Source organism: Ralstonia insidiosa, from assembly GCF_008801405.1.
In the GTDB taxonomy this organism is placed as follows: Bacteria; Pseudomonadota; Gammaproteobacteria; order Burkholderiales; family Burkholderiaceae; genus Ralstonia; species Ralstonia insidiosa.
Genome location: NZ_VZPV01000002.1, coordinates 608,704 through 626,534, shown reverse-complemented (window position 1 = coordinate 626,534; position 17,831 = coordinate 608,704). Strand labels below are relative to the sequence as shown.

Below are 17,831 nucleotides of genomic sequence, written 5' to 3'. Positions count from 1 at the left end.
CGTGCGCCGCCGGCACGCTGGCAACTCGACAGCAGCCTGCGGGCATAGCACTATGGTGAGTGCTCCCTATCACTGTTGGCTGGCTACTGTTCCTGTCCGATGAAACTCACCTTGAAGTCGCAGGCGGCCATCATGGCGACCGTCATCAGCGTGACGGTGGTGAGCCTGTTCGGCTGGTCGCAGCGCGAGCCAATCCGCCGCGAGTTGATGGCGCAGATCAAGGCGCAGCAGACCGCGCTGGTGCGGGAATCCGCCGAAGACCTCAAGCAACGGCTCGACACCTACCTGGGCGTGCTGGAGCGCACCGCACAGCAGATGCACACGGTGCGGTTCGATACGCCGGAACAGCGTACCCATTTCTTCGAGTCCATTCTGCCCACCAGCGGCCTGTTCGACGGCGTGTTCCTGGCGTCTGCTGATGGCAAGGTCACCGCAACTTCGCCATACCGCGAAGGCGTGATCGGCATCGACATCTCTGATCGGGATTACTTCAAGCAGGTCATGGTGGTCGGCCAGTCGACCATTTCCGCACCGCTGCGCAACCGCGTGGGCGGTGAGCCCATCGTCATCCTGGCCGCACCTGTGCACGACCAGGACGGCCGCCTCGTCGGGCTGATCGGCGCGGCGCTATACCTGCTCAAGCCAAACTTCCTGGGGGACTTGCGCGATATGCGCGTCGGCCAGACTGGCCACGTCTACCTGATCGCGCGCGGGGAGCACCCCGTCTACATCGTGCACCCCGATGCCGACAAGATGCTCGCACCGCTTGATGCCGATCCGGCCATTGCGGCGGCGTTCCGCAGTGATCCGGCTGCGCTGCCCGAGCCCGGCGGCGACGTCGTCACCACGCAGGACATCATCGCCACCGGTTGGACGCTGGGCGCCGTATTGCCCGGCGCCGAGGCCAACCGTCAGCTCTTCATCATGCGCCAGCGCTTTCGCTGGTCACTCGTGTTGCTGGCAGCGCTGATCGGCGTGTCGGTGTGGGCGGCGATGCTATGGCTGTTGCGCCCGCTGGGCCGCCTGCATGCCGCCATGACGCAGCTCTCGCACACCGACTTGCGTGACGCACAGCCGCTGGAGTTGCCCGGTGCCTCGGTGGAAATCGAAGCGGTTTCCAACGCGTTCCACAAGCTGATGAGCGAGGTGACCCGCCAGCGTGCCGAGCTGGAAGCCGTGAACGACGCCTCGCCGATGGGCCTGTTCCGTACCGATGCCGCTGGCCGCACGGTCTACGCCAACGAGGCGTATCGCCAGCTGCTCGGTGCCACACATGAAGAGGCGTTGGCCGATGTGTGGCTGGCCCGTCTGCACCCGAACGACCGGGACGCCAGGGAGGCGGGCTGGCGCGATGCCGTCGCGCACGGTACGGGCTATAGCGCTGAGCAGCGCGTGATCGTGCCGGGCGTTGGCGAGCGTCTGCTTGTGGTCAACACTGCGCCTGTGCGTGTGGATGGCGAAGTGGTTGGTCATGTCGGCGCGATGGAAGACATCACCGAGCGTGCCCGCGCTGAGCAGGCCTCGCGCGTGCTGACCAAGATTCTCGATTCCACCACCGACTTCGTCGCGCAGACTGACCTGCTGGGCAACGTTACCTACATCAACCCGGCTGGTCGGCGTTTTGCGGGTATTCCTTTGGATGCTGACGTGCGCGCGCTCACCGTGGGAGATTTCTATCCGCCCGAGACGATGGACTGGCTGCGTGAAGTGGCCGTACCCGCCGCAGCGCGCGACGGCGTGTGGATTGGCGAGACCACCGTGCGCCGCGTCACCGGCGAGGTCGTACCGATCAACCACATGATCATCGCGCACCGCAACCCGGGCGGCCGGATGGAACACTTCTCGTCCATCATGCGCGACATCACGCGGGACAAGGCCGCCAAGGAAGAACTGCAGCGCAGCCGCGAAACACTCCAGACGGTGACGGATGCGCTGCCCGCGCTGGTGTCCTTTGTCGACACGGATGAGCGTTTCCGCTTCCTGAATGCCGCTTTCGAGAAGGCCTACGGACGGCCTGCCGCGACCATGCTGGGGCAGACCGTGCGCGAGGTGGTGGGCGAGGATGGTTACCGCATCCTGCGTGACGCCCTGCGGCGCGCGCTGGCCGGCGAGACCATCGTCTTCGAACGCGAGTACCGCGGCCGCGACCTGTACCGCTGTGAAGAGATCAGCTACCTGCCGCAGTTCGATGCGCAGGGGCACGTGGCTGGCGTGCATGCTGTCACGCTCGACATCACCGAGCGCAAAAAGCAGGAGCTGCGCTTGCGCGCGCTCACTACCACCGACCACCTGACCGGCCTGCTCAACCGCGCCGGCTTTGACGAGCGCCTGCTTGCCGCGCTGGACCAGGCACGCGTGACCGATACCGTGGGTGCGTTGCTGCTGCTCGATCTGGACGGCTTCAAGGCTGTCAATGACACGCATGGTCACTCCGTGGGCGATGCGCTGCTGCGCGCCTTCGCGCAGCGCCTGGCTCGCGCCGTGCGGCCTTACGATGGTGTGGCCCGCTTTGGCGGCGATGAGTTTGCTGTCGTGCTGGAGCAGCTCTCGCAGCCAGAAGACGCCAAGACCGTCGCACGCACTGTCCTTGCTGCGTGCAACAAGCCGTTTCGCCTGGGCGAGATCACCGTGCAGATCGGCACCAGTATCGGCCTGGCCGGCTTCGACAGCCGCACGCTTGCCCAGAGCGCGGTCTTCGAAGCCGCCGATGAGGCGCTGTACGAAGCCAAGTCGCGTGGCAAGGGCCTGTTCGTGAGTGCCGACGAGCTTTCTGCCGGCTGATTTTGCGGTGCCGCACGGCAGTGTGCACGCTACGCAGAAATGGGTACGCTCGATGGCGATCTGGTGCTGTGCGCAGGCAATATTGCACCGCAACATCCGCCCCCCAGGCCGGGCGGCGGACAATCCCCTATCGCACGGTCGTACGCTTTCCGGTAAAGTCCCGCGACTGACTGCGCGCGCCGGCCACCCCGGCGCGTTGCACAAGAGCGCTGTACCCATGGCGCCTTCGCTTCACACTCCGACGCACTTCGATGCGCGCGTGCCTGATCCGGCATCGCTCGCACGGCAGGTCTTCCGCTGTTTCGCCAACGTTGCTTTTGTTTTCGTGGCGCGAACTTTGCCAATGAGCCGGACAGACACGCGACCGGACGCGATGCAGGGCGCATGCGGGGAGCGACGGTGTTGGGCCAGCGCACTCTTAAAGACCGAAAATTGCCATCGGCAATCGCGACGGACAAAAAGGAGCAGGTTCGCATGCAAAAAATGATCAAACGGCTGCTGTTGACGGCAGTGGCTGCGGGGGCGGCAATCGCAACGGGCGCGGCATCGGCAGCCCAGGACATCAAGATCGGCGTGGCCGAAGCACTGTCGGGCGGTGCAGCCCAGTACGGCGTGGCCATCCGCAACGGCTTCCAGCTGGCGGCTGACGAGATCAACGCCGCCGGTGGCATCAATGGCAGCAAGATCGCACTGGTGATCGAAGACGAGCAGGGCAAGAAGGAAGAGGCCATCAATGTCTTCAAGAAGCTGATCTTCCAGGACAAGGTGGCGATGGTGTTTGGCCCCACGCTGTCCAACTCGGCCCAGGCGGCTGACCCGATTGCACAGGCTGCCAAGACGGTGGCGTTTGGCACCTCCAACACGGCAGACGGCATCACCAGCATTGGTGACTACGTTTTCCGCAACTCCGTGACCGAAGCCGACGTGCTGCCGGCCACCATCCAGACCGTGGTGAAGAAGGCCGGCGTGAAGAAGGTTGCCGTGCTGTACGGCAATGACGACGTCTTCACCAAGAGCGGCTACGACAACTTCAAGAAGGCGCTGGAAGACCTGAAGATTCCGGTGACGACCACCGAAACCTTCGCCAAGGGCGACGTGGACTTCAAGGCCCAGCTCACCAAGATCAAGGCGACGAACCCGGATGCGATCGTGCTGTCGGCACTGATTGCCGAAGGTGGTCCGATCATGGTGCAGGCGCGCCAGCTCGGTCTGAACGTGCCCTTCATCGGCGGCAACGGCATGAACTCGGTCAAGGTGTTCGACCTGGCCAAGGACAAGTCCGACAACCTGTGGGTGGGCAGCCCGTGGTCGATCGAGAACCACACGGCCGAGAACAGCAAGTTCATCACCGCCTACACGTCCAAGTACAAGGCTGCGCCGGACCAGTTTGCAGCGCAGGCGTATGACGCCCTGTACATCGCATCCAAGGCACTGAAGGCGGTCAAGTTCAGCGGCAACCTGGAAGCCGATCGCAAGGCCATCCGCGATGCACTTCCGGCAGTCAAGCACACCGGTGCAACCGGCGCGTTTGCGTTCCGCCAGGTCACGGCACGCGGCAAGCCGGCCGGCTACGACGCTGTGCAGACGCCGATCGTTAGCGTGACCAAGAACGGCAAGTACACGATCGAGAAGTAATTTCCGGTCAGCTTTGAGACCAAAACGCGGGGCGTAGCTAAACCTACGCCCCATCGCTTTTTTGTGGCTTGGGGGACAACCTCGGTCACACCTTCATCTGACTCATCATGCTGGAACAGCAACTCGTCAATGCGCTGTCGCTCGGCTGCGTGTATGCGTTGTTTGCCCTGGGATTCACGCTGGTTTTCGGCATCCTGGGCGTGATCAACCTGTCGCACGGCGCGGTCTTCATGCTCGGTGCCTATGCGGCGCTGCAGGTCGTGAACCATTTTGAACTGCCGCTGTGGGCGGCCCTGGCCGTCGGCTTTGTCGTGAGCGGCGTGGCCGGGCTCATCATCGATGTGCTGCTGCTGCGCCCGCTGCGCCGCCGCAACGCGCCTCACCTGATCCCGATGATCGCGACCATTGGTGCGGGCATCGCCATCAACAACGCCATGCAGGGCGTGTTCGGCGCGGAGAACATGCGCTTTCCGTCCGGGCTCGTGTCGGATGCCTCGCTGGACCTGGGCGGCATTCACCTCACGCCGCTGGAGCTGAGCATCATCGTGCTGTCGTTCGTGCTGATGGCGGCGCTCATGTTGCTGCTCAAGCGCACGCAGCTCGGCCGTGCGTTGCGCGCGATTGCGGAGTCGCCCAAGGCGGCGGCGCTGCTCGGTATCAACGTGGAGGGGCTCTTCTTGCTGACCTCGTTTGCCGCGGCGGCGCTGGGCGGGTTGTCGGGCGTGCTGATCGGCCTGTACTCCAACGCCGTGTTCCCGCTGATGGGCCAGCCGATGCTGCACAAGGGCATCGCGGTCATCATCCTGGGTGGTCTGGGCGATATTCGCGGCGCGATGCTGGGCGGGCTGTTCCTCGGCTTTGCGGAGGTGCTGTCGGTGGCCTACATCGGCTCGACCATGCGCGATGCGGTGGCGTTCGGTCTGCTGTTCCTGATCCTGCTGGTGCGGCCGCAAGGGCTGTTCGGCAAGGTGCTGGAACGCAAGGCATAAGGAGACCGACATGGAATGGTTCGACAACTTCTGGTCGGTCTACAGCAACCTGGTGCTGACGCTCGGCATCAATGCGCTGCTGGCGCTGTCCATCTATCTGACGCTGTCGTGTGGCTTGCTGGCGATGGCGAATGCGGCCTTCATGGGCATCGGCGCGTACACCGCGTCGTTGTTGACGATGAATGCCGAGATGCCGTTTTCGGTGGCGCTGGCTGGCGGTATGGCGGCACCGGCTGTGGTGGCGCTCGTCATCGGTGTGCCGGTGCTGCGGCTGTCGGGCGTGTACCTCGCCATGGCCACACTGGGCTTCGGTGAAGTGGTGCGCGTGCTGATCCTGAACACCGAGGACTGGACCGGCGGCGCGCTGGGCCTGAACGGCATTCCGCAGCTCACGCAGTGGTGGCACGTGGCGCTGGCCGTGTTGCTGACGCTGTTCGTGCTGGCGCGCATGCGCCGCTCGAAAGTGGGCCGCGCATTCGAGGCCATCAAGGAAGACGAAACCGCTGCCGGCCTGATGGGCATCAACGTGGCGGGTACCAAGCTGCTGGCATTCGTGCTGGGTGCGGCCATCGCCGGCCTGGCGGGTGCATTGAACGCGCACCTGACGTTCTTCATTGGCCCGAACGAATTCGGCTTCGACCGCGGTGTGGAAATCCTCACGATGACGATCCTGGGCGGTACCAACGGCCTGACCGGCCCGGTGCTGGGCTCTTTGATCCTCTCGTTGTTGCCCGAGCTGCTGCGCGCGTTCAAGGATTTCCGCCTGGTCGTCAACGGCGTGATCCTGATGGTGATCGTGTTGTTCCTGCCCAAGGGCATCTGGGACCCGGCGCGTTTTGCGCGCTGGTTTGGCATCAAGCGCGGCGGCACCATGCCTAGCGCTGCGGCTTCCAACGAATCGCACTGAGGAGGCCACCATGCTCAAACTCGCATCCATTTCCAAGCGCTTTGGCGGCCTGTCGGTGCTGCAGGACGTCAACATCGAGGTGCCCCAAGGCAGCATCTTCGGTTTGATCGGCCCGAACGGCGCGGGCAAGACGACGGTGTTCAACCTGATCACTGGTCTGCTCGCACCCACCGGTGGCACGCTGACTTTCAACGGCGACAACCTCGTCGGCAAGAAGCCACACCAGATCACGCAGATGGGCATCGCCCGCACGTTCCAGAACATCCGCATCTTCAAGGAGATGACGCTGCTGGAGAACGTGGTAGTGGGTATGCACCGGCATCTGGATTACGGCGCACCGGGGTTGCTGCTGTCGCTACCGAAGTACCGCGCTGCCGAGCGCCGCGCGCGCGACCGCGCGCTGGAGCTGCTCTCGTGGGTCAAGCTCGACCACAAGGCACACGACATTGCCGACAACCTCTCGTACGGCGATCAGCGCAAGCTCGAACTCGCGCGGGCCCTGGCCACCGAACCCAAGCTGCTGCTGCTCGACGAGCCCGTCGCCGGCATGAACACGGGCGAGAAGGTCGACCTGATGGCCGAGATCGAGAACATCAAGGCGCGCGGCTACACGATCTTCATGATCGAGCACGACATGCGCTTCGTGATGGGCCTGTGCGAGCGCATTGCCGTGCTGAACTTCGGCCGCATCATCGCCGAAGGGCCGCCCGACGCGATCCGCAACAACCCGCAAGTCATCGAGGCGTACCTGGGCCGCGATGATGACGATGAAGGTGAGGTGGCAGCATGACGACGCTGCTGGAAGTCAAAGGGCTGGACGTGTCGTACGGGCACATCGCAGCCGTCAAGGGCATCGACTTTGCGCTCAAGACTGGCGAGATCACCTCGCTGGTCGGCGCTAACGGTGCGGGCAAGTCGACCACGCTGCTGGCGCTGTCGGGGTTGATCCCGAAGTCGCAGGGCGAGGTGCGCGGCCAGATCCTGTTCGAGGGCGAAGACGTTTCGCAGTGGTCGCCCCACAAGCGCGTGCAGCGCGGCCTCGTGCAGGTGGCGGAGGGGCGTGCCACGCTGACCACCATGACAGTGCGCGAGAACCTGGAGCTGGGCGCGTACACCCGCAAGGACCGCAGCCAGATCGCCTCCGACCTGGAGCGTGTGTTTCACCTGTTCCCGCGTTTGAAGGAGCGCATCGACGGCCTGGCCGGCAACCTGTCGGGCGGCGAGCAGCAGATGCTCGCCATCGGTCGTGCGTTGATGGCTCGCCCGCGTGTGCTGCTGCTGGACGAACCGTCGATGGGCCTGGCGCCGATCATCGTGCAGGAGATCTTCCGCATCCTGCGCACCATCAATGCCGAAGGGCTGACGATCTTCCTGGTGGAGCAGAACGTGCGGCAGGCGCTGAAGATTGCGCAGCACGGCTATGTGCTGGAGACGGGTCAGATCGTGCTGGCCGACAGCGGGAAAAACCTGCTGGGCAATCCGCGCGTGCTTGAAGCCTATCTGGGCGGTTGAGTGCGTAAATGACAACCGGCGCCACCTCCTGGCGCCGGTTTTTTATCTCAAAGCGTACCCATTTCTGCGTGCGTTTCCCCAAAAGCGTACCCGTTTCTGCGTGCGTTCAATGCCCCGCCAAAACGTGTCGCTGCGCGTCGAATAGCGCGATCAGTGCATCGGCAACCGCCCGTACGCGCGGTGATCGACGCACGTCTGGATGAATGGCGAGCCAGATTTCCCGGTGCAGCGCGGGGTCGTCGATCGGCAATCGGCGCAAAAGCGTACCCGTTTCTGCGGGCGCGCCGAGGAAGTGCGGAAGCGCTGCCACACCCAATCCCGCCAGCGCTGCCTGGTGGATTGCCGCCAGATCGCTGCAGCGCAGGATTACGCGGCGCTCGCCCGCGTACGCGTCCAGCCAGCGCTGCTGCGGCACGTGGCGCAGGCGCTCGTCGTAGCCGATGAACTCCCACTCTGCTTCAGGTTGCGCGAGGACTTCCGGCGTTGCGTACAGGCCGTAGCCGAGATCGCCCAGCGGCCGCGTGGCCAGCGTGGATGCGGTGGGGCGCGACAGCCGGATGGCGAGATCGGCCTCGTGCGCCATCAGGTTGGCGTTGCGCGTCTCGCCCAGCAGCACCAGGCTGATACCGGGCCACTGGCGGTGCAGCGCGGCCAAGTGCGGTGCGATGAAGTGGCTCGCGATGGTGGGCGGCACTGAGATGCGTACCGTCCCGCGCAGGCTACCTGCACCCGCCGCTGCGCGGGCGAAGCCGGCGGCCTCCTGCTCCATCCGTTCTGCGCGCTCGGCCAGTGCGGTGCCTTCGGTGGTCAGGCGCCAGCCGCGCGGCAGGCGGTCGAACAACCGCACGCCCAGCGATTGCTCCAGTGCATCGGCACGCCGCGCCACCGTGGTGTGCTCCACCGCCAACCGACGTGCCGCGGCCGACAGGCTGCCCTCGCGCGCCAACACAAGGAAGTAGCGCACGTCATCCCACTGCAAGGAAGAAGAAGGTTCGACCGCCGCGGCGCTCGTCAGCGTTCGCTTAGGTCGATCTGGGCTTTTTTGCACAGAAGATGGTCTATTTTTACGAATTCCCGGGTGATTCTGAACGGAATACGCTTGTTTCACAACGTGATGGTGACGGTACACACCGTCACAAAACTGAAAAGCGTACCCATTTCTGCGAGGACATTTGCCATGCATGCCAAGGTCATTCAACTCCGTGAACCCGCTCCAGCATTGGGTTTGCAGCCCGTCAGCCTGATGCTGCCGCCTCCCGCATCCAACGCGTTGACGGTACGCCACACCGCCATCGGCGTGAACTTTGTGGATGTGTATCACCGTGCCGGGCTGTACCCAGTGCCCGCGTTTCCGGCTGTGCTGGGGGTGGAGGGCGTTGGGGTGGTGGAAGCACTGGGGTCGGACGTGCGCGGCTTTGTGGTGGGCCAGCGCGTGGCCTGGGCTGGACTGATGGACGGCGCGCCCGGCGGTTATGCAAGCCATCGCAACATTCCTGCGGAGCGCGCGATCGCGCTGCCGGATGCGCTGGACGACGAGACTGTCGCAGCCACGCTGTTGCGCGGCATCACCGCACACATGCTGCTGTCCCGGGTACGCCGGGTACAGGCTGGCGACACGGTACTCGTGCATGCGGCAGCCGGTGGCCTGGGCCTGCTGCTGGTGCAGTGGGCCAAGCGCCTGGGTGTGCGGGTGATTGGTACGGTTGGCAGCGAAGCCAAGGCGGCCACTGCGCTCGGCCATGGCGCAGACCACGTCGTGCTGTACCGCCAACAGGATGTGCGCGAAGCCGTGCTGCGATTAACTGATGGTGAAGGCGTCGACTACGTCATTGACGGTGTGGGCGGCGAGATGCTGCAAACGTCCTTGGCGGTGACGCGGCCATTCGGCATGGTGGCGAGCATCGGCCAGGCGAGCGACGTCGGCAATACGCAAACGAACACTGTCGACCTCTCTGGGCTAGGGCCATCGCGTTCGATCGCGCTGGCGCGGCCGGGTGTGTTCCGCTACATGGCGGATCTCTCGCGCTACCGTGCCGGTGCACAGGCTGCGTTGCAACGCATGCTCGAAGGGGCGCGTGTGCCGGTGGGTGGTACCTATGCGCTGGAAGAGGCAGCCACCGCGCACGCGGCGCTGGAAGCTGGCCAAACCACGGGCGCGTTGCTGCTGCGGCCGTGAGCGTACCCGTTTCTGCGGCGCACACCGTACCCGTTTCTGCGTGGCGTCCGGCACGGTAGTGGCGTCTCGCGTTGCGTCGTCTCACCCCACTTCATTCGTTACGCACAAGGAGTCTCCCCATGCTGTACCTGATTCTTTTCACCTACCGCGCACCGTTGTCCGAGATGGACCGCGTGCTGCCTGCCCACCGCCAGCACCTGGACGCGCACTACGCGAGCGGGCACTTCCTGATGTCCGGACCGTTGTTCCCTCGCGAAGGCGGCGGCATCCTGGCGCGCGCTGCGTCGCGCGAGGAGATCGATGCCATCGTGGCGCGCGATCCATTTGTGCTGGAAAACCTGGTCGAGGCGCGCGTCATTGCATGGAGCCCGAACCGGCGCGTGGCGGGCCTGCCAGAGGCGTGGTTTGTTGATGGGGCCGTGAGCGCGCCGACGTAATCCCAGCGCAGTGCGCCCGCTATCATGATGGCCTGCCGTTCACGGGGCCGTCATGACCCACATTCCGGATACACCGACACCATCGCCCACCCCATCAACGCGCCCTGCGTGGTGGCAGCGCGTGGGCGCGCGGTTGCCGTTCGGCAGCGAGCATCTGGTGTTCGTCTATGCCGCTGTGATCGGCTGTGCGGGCGCCTTGTCGACGATCCTGTTTCGCGAGTGTTTGCGCCAGTTGCAGTGGTGGCTCTCCGGCACGGACCAGGGGCTGGTGGCTACGGCACGCGCGCTGCCGTGGTGGGCGCGCCTGCTGGTGCCTGCCATTGGCGGCGTTCTGGCTGGGCTCACGCTGCAGATCGGGCTGAAATGGATTCCGCGCAAGGGCTCGGAAGACTATATGGAAGCCATCGCCGTGGGCGACGGTGTGTTGAGCGCGCGGCAGAGCTTGGTACGCAGTGTGTCGTCGCTGTGCTCGGTGGCCAGCGGCGCGTCCATCGGGCGCGAAGGGCCGATGGTGCAACTGGCGGCGATGTGTGGCTCGCTGCTGGGGCGCGCGCTGCGGCGCGGGTTTGGGCACATCAGACCGGTCTCGGTCGAGCAACTGCGTCTGCTGGTTGCGTGCGGGGCGGCAGCAGGCATTACCTCCGCCTACAACGCGCCCATCTCGGGCGCTGTGTTTGTGAGCGAGATCGTCTTCGGCGTCATCACCACGGCCACGCTCGGGCCGCTGCTGGTGTCGGCCGTGACGGCGGACATCGTGCTGCGCCAGTTCTTCGGGTACGGCGCGGTCTACGAGATGCCGCATTTCGATTTCGTATCCGGCTGGGAAGTGCTGACCTATCTGGGGCTCGGCCTGGCGGCAGGCATGGCGGGGCCGCTGCTGCTGGGGCTGATTGACCGCGCACGTGATGCCTTTGCCCGTACCCAGTTGCCGCTGACGTTGCGGTTGGCGCTGGGCGGGTTGATCGTGGGTGCACTGTCGACCCAGTTGCCTGAGGTCTGGGGCAACGGCTACAGCGTGGTCAACAGCTTCCTGCACCAGCCGTGGCTGTGGCAGACCGTGGCGCTGGTGCTGATCTGCAAGGTGGCGGCGACGGCGGCCAGCGCGGGGTCGGGCGCGGTGGGCGGGGTGTTCACGCCCACGCTGTTTTGCGGCGCGGCGCTGGGGTTGTTGTATGGCACCGGCATGCACGCGTTGCTGCCGGGCGCAGCGCCGGTTCCGATCAGCTATGCGGTGGTTGGAATGGGCGCGCTGCTGGCGGCTACTACGCATGCGCCGCTCATGTCGATCCTGATGATCTTTGAGATGACACTGTCGTACCAGGTGGTGCTGCCACTCATGCTGGCGTGCATCACCGGCTATGTGACTGCGCATGCGGCAGGCGCGCCGTCTGTCTATGCGCGGGCGCTGGCACAGAACAAAAAAGAGGCGCGCGAAGATGCGGATAACGCGCAGAACCCGTCGTCACCCGCGTCTTCCGTGCCTCCGGACGCTACGCAGAAATAGGTACGCTCAGCCAGTTACGCCCGGCGCTGGCGAGTCCGCACCCTCCTTGTTGGATGCCGTGCCGCGCTTGCGGCCATGCGCTCGCATCATCAGGAAGCTGAGCAGGAAACCGATTCCGCCAACCAACAGCAACCCGGTTTCGCCCAACACCGGGAGCAGGTTGGTCAGGAAACCCGTGACGACCCACGCCACCGCCATGACCGAGCCCGCAACGCCAAGCGCCCAGCCTTGACGATCTTCCGTCACGGCGTCAGAGAAGGCGGTGTACATCGTCGTGTAGGCCACCATGTCAAAGCAGCCGACCAGCGCTGCCAGCGCCCAGAGCACGCTTTCGTATGGCAGCAGGCTCGACAGGATCTGGGCGATGCCGGCCACCAACAGGCCGGTCTTGGCGATATCGATGACGCTCCACACCCGCAGCATCAGGCGCACGACACACAGCAGTCCAAAGACGAAGCACACGCCGATCGCCCCGCTGAACAGCCCCAGCTGCGCGCTGCCGTAGTGAAAGCGTGTCTGGAGCAGCATCATGATGGTCTGCAGATAGAGGCCGTAGCCGATCTGCATGAGGAAGAAGACCACCGACAGATAGGCCACCGCCTTGTGCCGAACCGCTTCGTGCATGACGCGCAGTGGCAGCAGCACATCAACGCGGTGCATCCCCGAAGGGGTGACCGTGTTGCGGTATGACGCCCACATCCACACACCGCACGCCAGCGCCAACACACCGACCAGCAGAAACGGCGCTTCGTGGCCGAAGATGGGGGCGATCCGCTGGTCGGAGGCAACACCACCGAGCACCGGCCCAACAATCACTCCGGCGCTGAAGGCCAGCGACATGAAGCTCATGTTGAGCGCCTTGTTTTCCGGTGTGCTCATGTCGGTGATGGCCGCTTGGGCGATACCTTGGCAGCCCGCCATCAGACCGCTCAAGCCACGGCCAAACAGCAGCAGCCCAACGCTCGGCCAGAGAACGCCGAGCGCCATCAGGAAGTAACTGAGCGACAGCCCGAACACGCACAGCAGCAGGATCTTGCGGCGGCCATAGGCGTCGGACAGCTCGCCCATCAGCGACGACCCGAAGAACATGCACAGCGGGTAGACCCCATAGCCCAGCCCCAGATAGAAGTTGCGCAGGGTCGTGCTGGACTCGGGCGCCAACAGGCTGGTATGCGGATCGCCAAAGATGACCGACATCATCGGGTAGACCAGGCCAAAGCCCATGGCGTCGATGGCGATGGCAAACAGGCAGGGGCCGAGCCGCTTGAGGTTGAGTGAAGACATGAGCAATGGCGCAGTGTGCCGGGCGAATGAACGATGGCGGCCAGCGTAGCGTTGGCGCCCGGGGCGTCGGTAGACCCGCATCACAGATGACTCTTATCGGTTTGGCCGATGGCTGATCCTGCTACGATCCGGCCCCATGGACCTTCTTGCCGCCATGCGGATCTTCGTGCGCGTTGTTGAACGCGGCAGCCTGTCGGCGGCTGCGCGCGATCTCGGCATCGGCCAGCCCGCCGTCAGTGAGCGCATTCAGCAACTGGAGCGGCACCTTGGCGTGCGGTTGCTCTTGCGCAGCACGCGCGCGGTGTCTTGCACCGACGAGGGCCACGTTTTCTACGAACGTTGCAAGCAGGTGCTGGAAGCCGCCGATGAGGCTTGCGCGGTGGTCTCGCAAGACCATCAGGTGTTGCGCGGCGTATTGCGCATCGCCGCGCCGCAGGGCCTGGGCGAGGTGGTGCTGCCCGCGTTGTTGCTCCGCCTGCGCGAACAGCACCCGCAATTGCGGATCGACCTGATCCTCAACGATCGCCTGGTCGATCCCATTACAGAAGGCGTGGATGTGTCGTTGCGCCTCGGGCCAACCGGAGACGGCAGTTTCATCGCGCGCCGGCTTGGCCACGTGCGCCGCGTACTGGTGGCGGCGCCGGACTACCTTGCCCGGCATGGCGCGCCAGAAACACCGCAGGCGCTGGTGGCGCACACCTTCATCCGCGTGCTGGGTTTGTTTGGCGATGGCCAGCTACCGCTGATTGATGCGGGGCAGAAGCCCATCACCACGCCGATCAACGTGACGATGAGCTTGAGTCATTGGCGCCCGGTATATGCGTTGCTGGAGGGTGGCGGCGGTGTCGGCGTGCTGCAGGAACCGGTGTGCGCCGAGGCCATGGCCGCAGGGCGGTTGATACGCGTCTTGCCCGACTACGTTGTGCCGGGCTTTGATCTGCATGCGCTGATTCCGGCCGCTCGGCCGATCCCCCCAAAGACGCGCGCATTCCTGGCACAGCTGGACGCTCATCTGCAGTCCCTGCCCGGCTTTGCCTAGCGCCCCGGGCTGCGGATCTCGCGTGGCGACAAGCTTTGCTTTGTCAGCCGATGCCAAGGAAAAGCGAATCTAAGATCGCTTTTTGGTGTGCGTTTTTAACGACTTTCCAAGCGATCTATGATAAGTGATTGCTGTTGCGAATCATTATCATTTATATTTGCGTCCGAATTTCGTAGTGCGCTCTTGTGCACGGCGGCACGGGCGCAGGAGGGCGTTCCGCAGCGGCCGGCATCCAGAAGGAAGGGCGCCGCCCGGAGAAACCACCCAGATGAATCGCCCGAATCGCCCCAGCCCACTCGCCAGCGCTCTGTTGGCGCTGTTTGCCACGCCCACCGTCGCACTCGCCCAGCAAGCCGCATCCACCCCTGTTGTTGCCACCAGCGCTGCGACTGCCACCGCCACGCTGCCTGAAGCCGTGGTCAAGGCCACTGCCCCGCGTGACGACTACAACGCCGCCAAGAGCTCGATCTCCAAGCTGCCCGAGAACCTGCGCGATATCCCGCAATCGGTGACGGTGGTGCCCAAGGCTCTGACCGATGCGCAGGGCGCCAGCTCGCTGGCCGATGCGCTGCGCAACGTGCCGGGCATCACCATCGGTGCGGCCGAAGGCGGACAGATCGGCAACAACATCAACCTGAACGGCTTCTCGGCGCGTACCGACATCTACCTGGATGGCTTCCGCGATCGCGGTCAGTACTACCGTGACCTGTTCGCGCTCGATTCAGTGGAAGTGCTGATGGGCCCGTCGTCGATGCTGTTCGGGCGCGGTTCGACCGGCGGCGTGATCAACCAGGTGACGAAGAAGCCGTCGCTGAAGGCCGCCACGGAAATCACCGGTTCGGTCACCACCAACGGTCTGGTGCGCACCACGGTGGACGTCAACACGCCGACGTCCGATACGTCGGCCTTCCGCGTGGCCGCCATGGCGCAGAACGGCAAGACCAGCACCCGCGACGAGATGACCGCGCAGGACTTCGGCATCGCGCCGTCGTGGCGCTTCGGCATCGGCACGCCCACCGAAGTGACCATCTCCGCGCTGCTGCAGCACAACCGCGACATGCCCGACTACGGCGTGCCGAACCTCAACGGCCACCCGGTCAACGTGGATCCGAAGACGTACTACGGCTTTACGGACGACCGCACCACGCAGGACGTGGCTGCCTTCTCGGCCAACATCGACCACAAGTTCTCGCCCAACCTGCGGCTGCGCAACCAGACGCAGTTCAACTACGTGCAGACCGATGCGCGCGAGACGGCGCCCAACGCAGTGGGTACAGTCAACTCGTCGGGTGTGTTTACGGCGCTGACCAACAGCAACCTGCCGCTGTCTGCGTTGTCGGTGCGCCTGCAAAGCCACGACCGCCGCATCCGTGACTACTCGCTGTTCAACCAGACCGAGCTGACGGCCAAGTTCGATACGGGTTCGGTCAAGCACACGCTGCTGGTGGGCACCGAGTTCGGCCACGACGGTTACGACAACCAGAACTATTACCGCAACGGTTCGTGCAACGGCACGCCGCTGGCGCAGTCGAGCATGACGAGCGGGTTTGTGTCGTGCGAGCCGCTGCTCAGCCCGAGCTATACGAACTCGCCGTCGAATGCGCCGTCCGTGCTGGGCAATGTGCAGGGCGGCTCGGCCAACACGGTGGCCGCGTACTTCAACGATTCGATCGAGTTCACCAAACAATGGAAGGCGGTGGCCGGCCTGCGCTATGACCGCTACATCGCCAGCATTTCGAACTCGCTGAATGCGGCCAACACGCCGGCGTCGGCCAAGATCACCGCGCTGCCGTATGCGCAGCAGACGGTGAACTTTGTCAGCACGCGCCTGGGCGGCATCTGGCAGCCGACGGATTGGCAGTCGTACTACGTGTCGTACGGCACGTCGTTCAACCCGTCCTTGGAGCAACTGGTGGGCACCACGGGCCAACAGGGTCTAGACCCGGAGAAGAACAAGTCGTACGAAGCCGGCGGCAAGTGGGATCTGCTCAATGGCGATCTGTCGGTCAGCTCGGCGGTGTTCCAGATCACCAAGGACAACGCGCGCACGCAAATCGACAGCACGACGTACACCTCGGCCGGCAAGATCCGCGTGCGCGGCGCGCGCCTGGGTGCCACGGGCCACGTGACCGACAAGCTGCAGATCTTCGCGGGCTATACGTACCTGGATGCGGAGATCGTCAACGGTATCGCTGCGGGCACGCAAGGCATGACGCCAGCCAACACGCCCAAGCATGCCGCCACAGTGTGGACGAGCTACACCTTCATGCCGAACTGGGAGGTGGGTGCGGGCGCGTTCTACATGTCGCAGCGCTACGCCAACAACACCGACACCGTGCAGGTAGGCGGCTTCGTGCGCTGGGATGCGATGCTGGCCTACCACCAGCCCAAGTACGACGTGCGCCTGAACGTGTTCAACCTGTTCAACAAGACGTATTACGATGCGCTGATTCCGTCCGATGGCGGTCGCGCCGTGCCGGGTACCGGCCGCGCGGCGATGCTGTCGGTCGTGTATCGCATGTAATGGCTTGGGGGATGGGCCCTCGGGCACGTCCCCCTTTTGTTTTGCACGTTCCACACCATGCTTGTCTGTATTCCCAACGTCTTCAACGCCGCGCAGGTGGCTGCGCTGCGCGAGCTGCTCGACAACGCGGGCGATGCCTGGGTGGATGGCCGCGTGTCGGCCGGCTATTCGGGGGCGCCAGTCAAGGTCAACCAGCAGATTGATGAGCGCGCGGAAGTGGCGCTGCAGTGCCAGCAACTCATCCTGAGCGTGCTGGAGCGGCACCCGCGCTTCATCAGCGCGGCGTTGCCGAACGTGGTGTACCCGCCGATGTTCAACCGCTACGGCGAGGGCATGACCTTCGGCGCGCATGTGGATGGCAGCGTACGCATCCACCCGCACAACGGCGCCAAGCTGCGTACCGACATCTCGGCCACGCTGTTCCTGTCAGATCCGGCCAGCTATGACGGCGGCGAACTGCAGATCGAAGACACCTACGGCATGCACAGCATCAAGCTCAATGCCGGGGACTTGGTGATCTACCCGGCAACGAGCCTGCACCAAGTCACGCCCATCACGCGCGGCGTGCGTGTGGCGAGCTTCTTCTGGATCCAAAGCCTCATTCGCGATGACACCCAGCGCGCCATGCTGTTCGACCTGGACAACGCGATCCAGACCCTCAACCAGACTGAGGCGGATGCCACTGCGCGCCGCACGCTGATTGGCGTGTATCACAACCTGATGCGGCAGTGGAGCGAGACCTGAGCTGAGATGCCTGTGTCACACCCGGAGGATGGTGCGACGCAAAAGCGCAAACGGGCTTAGCGGCCCGAGCGGCGATACAGCTCGGCCATCATGCCGCAGCTTTCCACGTGCAGCGCGATGGCGCGCTTGGCTTCACGACGCAGGACTTGCCAGAAACGGGCGAAGCGGGAGGTGGGGGCGACGTTGAGAGCGGCGGCTTCCATGATGATTCCTTCTGAGCGATAACCTAGGGATTACCCTAATGTTAGTCGGAATATTGCGCCGCAGCAATTCTTGCCTGTTCGTGTCGCCTCATCGCC

General features: G+C 64.4%; 15 protein-coding genes. 12 read left to right on the top strand and 3 right to left on the bottom strand.

Annotated elements, in window-relative coordinates; genetic code table 11:
* The first annotated feature begins 99 nt into the window (after nucleotides 1-99).
* From F7R11_RS19595 to F7R11_RS19570, 6 genes are all read left to right on the top strand, one after another.
* On the top strand, nucleotides 100-2,781 hold the full coding sequence (locus tag F7R11_RS19595) for a sensor domain-containing diguanylate cyclase (RefSeq protein ID WP_064808548.1): 2,682 nt from the start codon (nucleotides 100-102) through the stop codon (nucleotides 2,779-2,781).
* A gap of 474 nt (nucleotides 2,782-3,255) precedes the next feature.
* Nucleotides 3,256-4,416 (top strand): ABC transporter substrate-binding protein, encoded by a 1,161-nt coding sequence (locus F7R11_RS19590; protein WP_021193160.1) that lies wholly within the window; start codon nucleotides 3,256-3,258, stop codon nucleotides 4,414-4,416.
* A 107-nt stretch (nucleotides 4,417-4,523) separates the two neighbouring features.
* Nucleotides 4,524-5,405 (top strand): branched-chain amino acid ABC transporter permease, encoded by an 882-nt coding sequence (locus tag F7R11_RS19585; protein WP_064808549.1) that lies wholly within the window; start codon nucleotides 4,524-4,526, stop codon nucleotides 5,403-5,405.
* Between the two features lie 10 nt (nucleotides 5,406-5,415).
* A complete protein-coding gene (locus tag F7R11_RS19580) occupies nucleotides 5,416-6,312 on the top strand; it encodes a branched-chain amino acid ABC transporter permease (RefSeq protein ID WP_064808550.1) in 897 nt (298 codons plus the stop codon).
* A 10-nt stretch (nucleotides 6,313-6,322) separates the two neighbouring features.
* Complete coding sequence (locus F7R11_RS19575; RefSeq protein ID WP_064808551.1) at nucleotides 6,323-7,102, top strand: ABC transporter ATP-binding protein; 780 nt, start codon at nucleotides 6,323-6,325, stop codon at nucleotides 7,100-7,102.
* Nucleotides 7,099-7,824: an ABC transporter ATP-binding protein gene (locus F7R11_RS19570; protein ID WP_064808553.1), complete on the top strand. Its 726-nt coding sequence runs from the start codon at nucleotides 7,099-7,101 to the stop codon at nucleotides 7,822-7,824. The genes F7R11_RS19575 and F7R11_RS19570 overlap by 4 nt, the downstream gene beginning before the upstream one ends.
* A 106-nt stretch (nucleotides 7,825-7,930) precedes the next feature.
* Here F7R11_RS19570 and F7R11_RS19565 read toward each other — a convergent pair whose 3' ends face one another.
* Nucleotides 7,931-8,803, bottom strand: coding sequence for a LysR family transcriptional regulator (locus F7R11_RS19565; RefSeq protein ID WP_064808555.1), 873 nt, complete (start codon nucleotides 8,801-8,803; stop codon nucleotides 7,931-7,933).
* 198 nt (nucleotides 8,804-9,001) lie between these two features.
* On the opposite strand from F7R11_RS19565, the gene F7R11_RS19560 reads away from it, so the two are divergent.
* The 3 genes from F7R11_RS19560 to F7R11_RS19550 all read left to right on the top strand — a co-directional run bounded on the left by F7R11_RS19560 (nucleotide 9,002) and on the right by F7R11_RS19550 (nucleotide 11,941).
* Nucleotides 9,002-10,000, top strand: a complete 999-nt coding sequence (locus tag F7R11_RS19560) for a quinone oxidoreductase family protein (protein ID WP_064808558.1) — start codon at nucleotides 9,002-9,004, stop codon at nucleotides 9,998-10,000.
* Between the two features lie 119 nt (nucleotides 10,001-10,119).
* Nucleotides 10,120-10,437, top strand: coding sequence for a YciI family protein (locus F7R11_RS19555; protein WP_082932966.1), 318 nt, complete (start codon nucleotides 10,120-10,122; stop codon nucleotides 10,435-10,437).
* Nucleotides 10,438-10,498: 61 nt separating this feature from the next.
* Nucleotides 10,499-11,941, top strand: coding sequence for a ClcB-like voltage-gated chloride channel protein (locus tag F7R11_RS19550; RefSeq protein ID WP_064809111.1), 1,443 nt, complete (start codon nucleotides 10,499-10,501; stop codon nucleotides 11,939-11,941).
* Between the two features lie 6 nt (nucleotides 11,942-11,947).
* On the opposite strand, the gene F7R11_RS19545 is transcribed toward F7R11_RS19550, so the two are convergent.
* A complete protein-coding gene (locus F7R11_RS19545) occupies nucleotides 11,948-13,225 on the bottom strand; it encodes an MFS transporter (protein ID WP_064808561.1) in 1,278 nt (425 codons plus the stop codon).
* 136 nt (nucleotides 13,226-13,361) lie between these two features.
* Between F7R11_RS19545 and F7R11_RS19540 the strand changes: the two genes are divergently transcribed.
* The 3 genes from F7R11_RS19540 to F7R11_RS19530 all read left to right on the top strand — a co-directional run bounded on the left by F7R11_RS19540 (nucleotide 13,362) and on the right by F7R11_RS19530 (nucleotide 17,532).
* Entirely contained in the window at nucleotides 13,362-14,264 is a 903-nt protein-coding gene (locus F7R11_RS19540; RefSeq protein ID WP_064808563.1) for a LysR family transcriptional regulator, read from the top strand.
* A gap of 268 nt (nucleotides 14,265-14,532) precedes the next feature.
* Nucleotides 14,533-16,788: a TonB-dependent receptor gene (locus tag F7R11_RS19535; RefSeq protein WP_064808565.1), complete on the top strand. Its 2,256-nt coding sequence runs from the start codon at nucleotides 14,533-14,535 to the stop codon at nucleotides 16,786-16,788.
* 57 nt (nucleotides 16,789-16,845) lie between these two features.
* Nucleotides 16,846-17,532: a Fe2+-dependent dioxygenase gene (locus F7R11_RS19530; protein ID WP_064808566.1), complete on the top strand. Its 687-nt coding sequence runs from the start codon at nucleotides 16,846-16,848 to the stop codon at nucleotides 17,530-17,532.
* A 56-nt stretch (nucleotides 17,533-17,588) separates the two neighbouring features.
* Here the strand turns inward: F7R11_RS19530 and F7R11_RS27075 are convergent, their stop codons facing one another.
* Complete coding sequence (locus tag F7R11_RS27075) at nucleotides 17,589-17,735, bottom strand: hypothetical protein (protein WP_167317182.1); 147 nt, start codon at nucleotides 17,733-17,735, stop codon at nucleotides 17,589-17,591.
* Nucleotides 17,736-17,831 lie beyond the last annotated feature (96 nt).

Bases quoted from the DNA above. Each gene is read 5' to 3' on its own strand.
- F7R11_RS19585 (WP_064808549.1), top strand. From the start codon at position 4,524: ATGCTGGAACAGCAACTCGTCAATGCGCTGTCGCTCGGCTGCGTGTAT.
- F7R11_RS27075 (WP_167317182.1), bottom strand. From the start codon at position 17,735: ATGGAAGCCGCCGCTCTCAACGTCGCCCCCACCTCCCGCTTCGCCCGT.
- F7R11_RS19535 (WP_064808565.1), top strand. From the start codon at position 14,533: ATGAATCGCCCGAATCGCCCCAGCCCACTCGCCAGCGCTCTGTTGGCG.
- F7R11_RS19560 (WP_064808558.1), top strand. From the start codon at position 9,002: ATGCATGCCAAGGTCATTCAACTCCGTGAACCCGCTCCAGCATTGGGT.
- F7R11_RS19545 (WP_064808561.1), bottom strand. From the start codon at position 13,225: ATGTCTTCACTCAACCTCAAGCGGCTCGGCCCCTGCCTGTTTGCCATC.
- F7R11_RS19530 (WP_064808566.1), top strand. From the start codon at position 16,846: ATGCTTGTCTGTATTCCCAACGTCTTCAACGCCGCGCAGGTGGCTGCG.
- F7R11_RS19555 (WP_082932966.1), top strand. From the start codon at position 10,120: ATGCTGTACCTGATTCTTTTCACCTACCGCGCACCGTTGTCCGAGATG.
- F7R11_RS19570 (WP_064808553.1), top strand. From the start codon at position 7,099: ATGACGACGCTGCTGGAAGTCAAAGGGCTGGACGTGTCGTACGGGCAC.
- F7R11_RS19590 (WP_021193160.1), top strand. From the start codon at position 3,256: ATGCAAAAAATGATCAAACGGCTGCTGTTGACGGCAGTGGCTGCGGGG.
- F7R11_RS19580 (WP_064808550.1), top strand. From the start codon at position 5,416: ATGGAATGGTTCGACAACTTCTGGTCGGTCTACAGCAACCTGGTGCTG.
- F7R11_RS19540 (WP_064808563.1), top strand. From the start codon at position 13,362: ATGGACCTTCTTGCCGCCATGCGGATCTTCGTGCGCGTTGTTGAACGC.
- F7R11_RS19575 (WP_064808551.1), top strand. From the start codon at position 6,323: ATGCTCAAACTCGCATCCATTTCCAAGCGCTTTGGCGGCCTGTCGGTG.
- F7R11_RS19595 (WP_064808548.1), top strand. From the start codon at position 100: ATGAAACTCACCTTGAAGTCGCAGGCGGCCATCATGGCGACCGTCATC.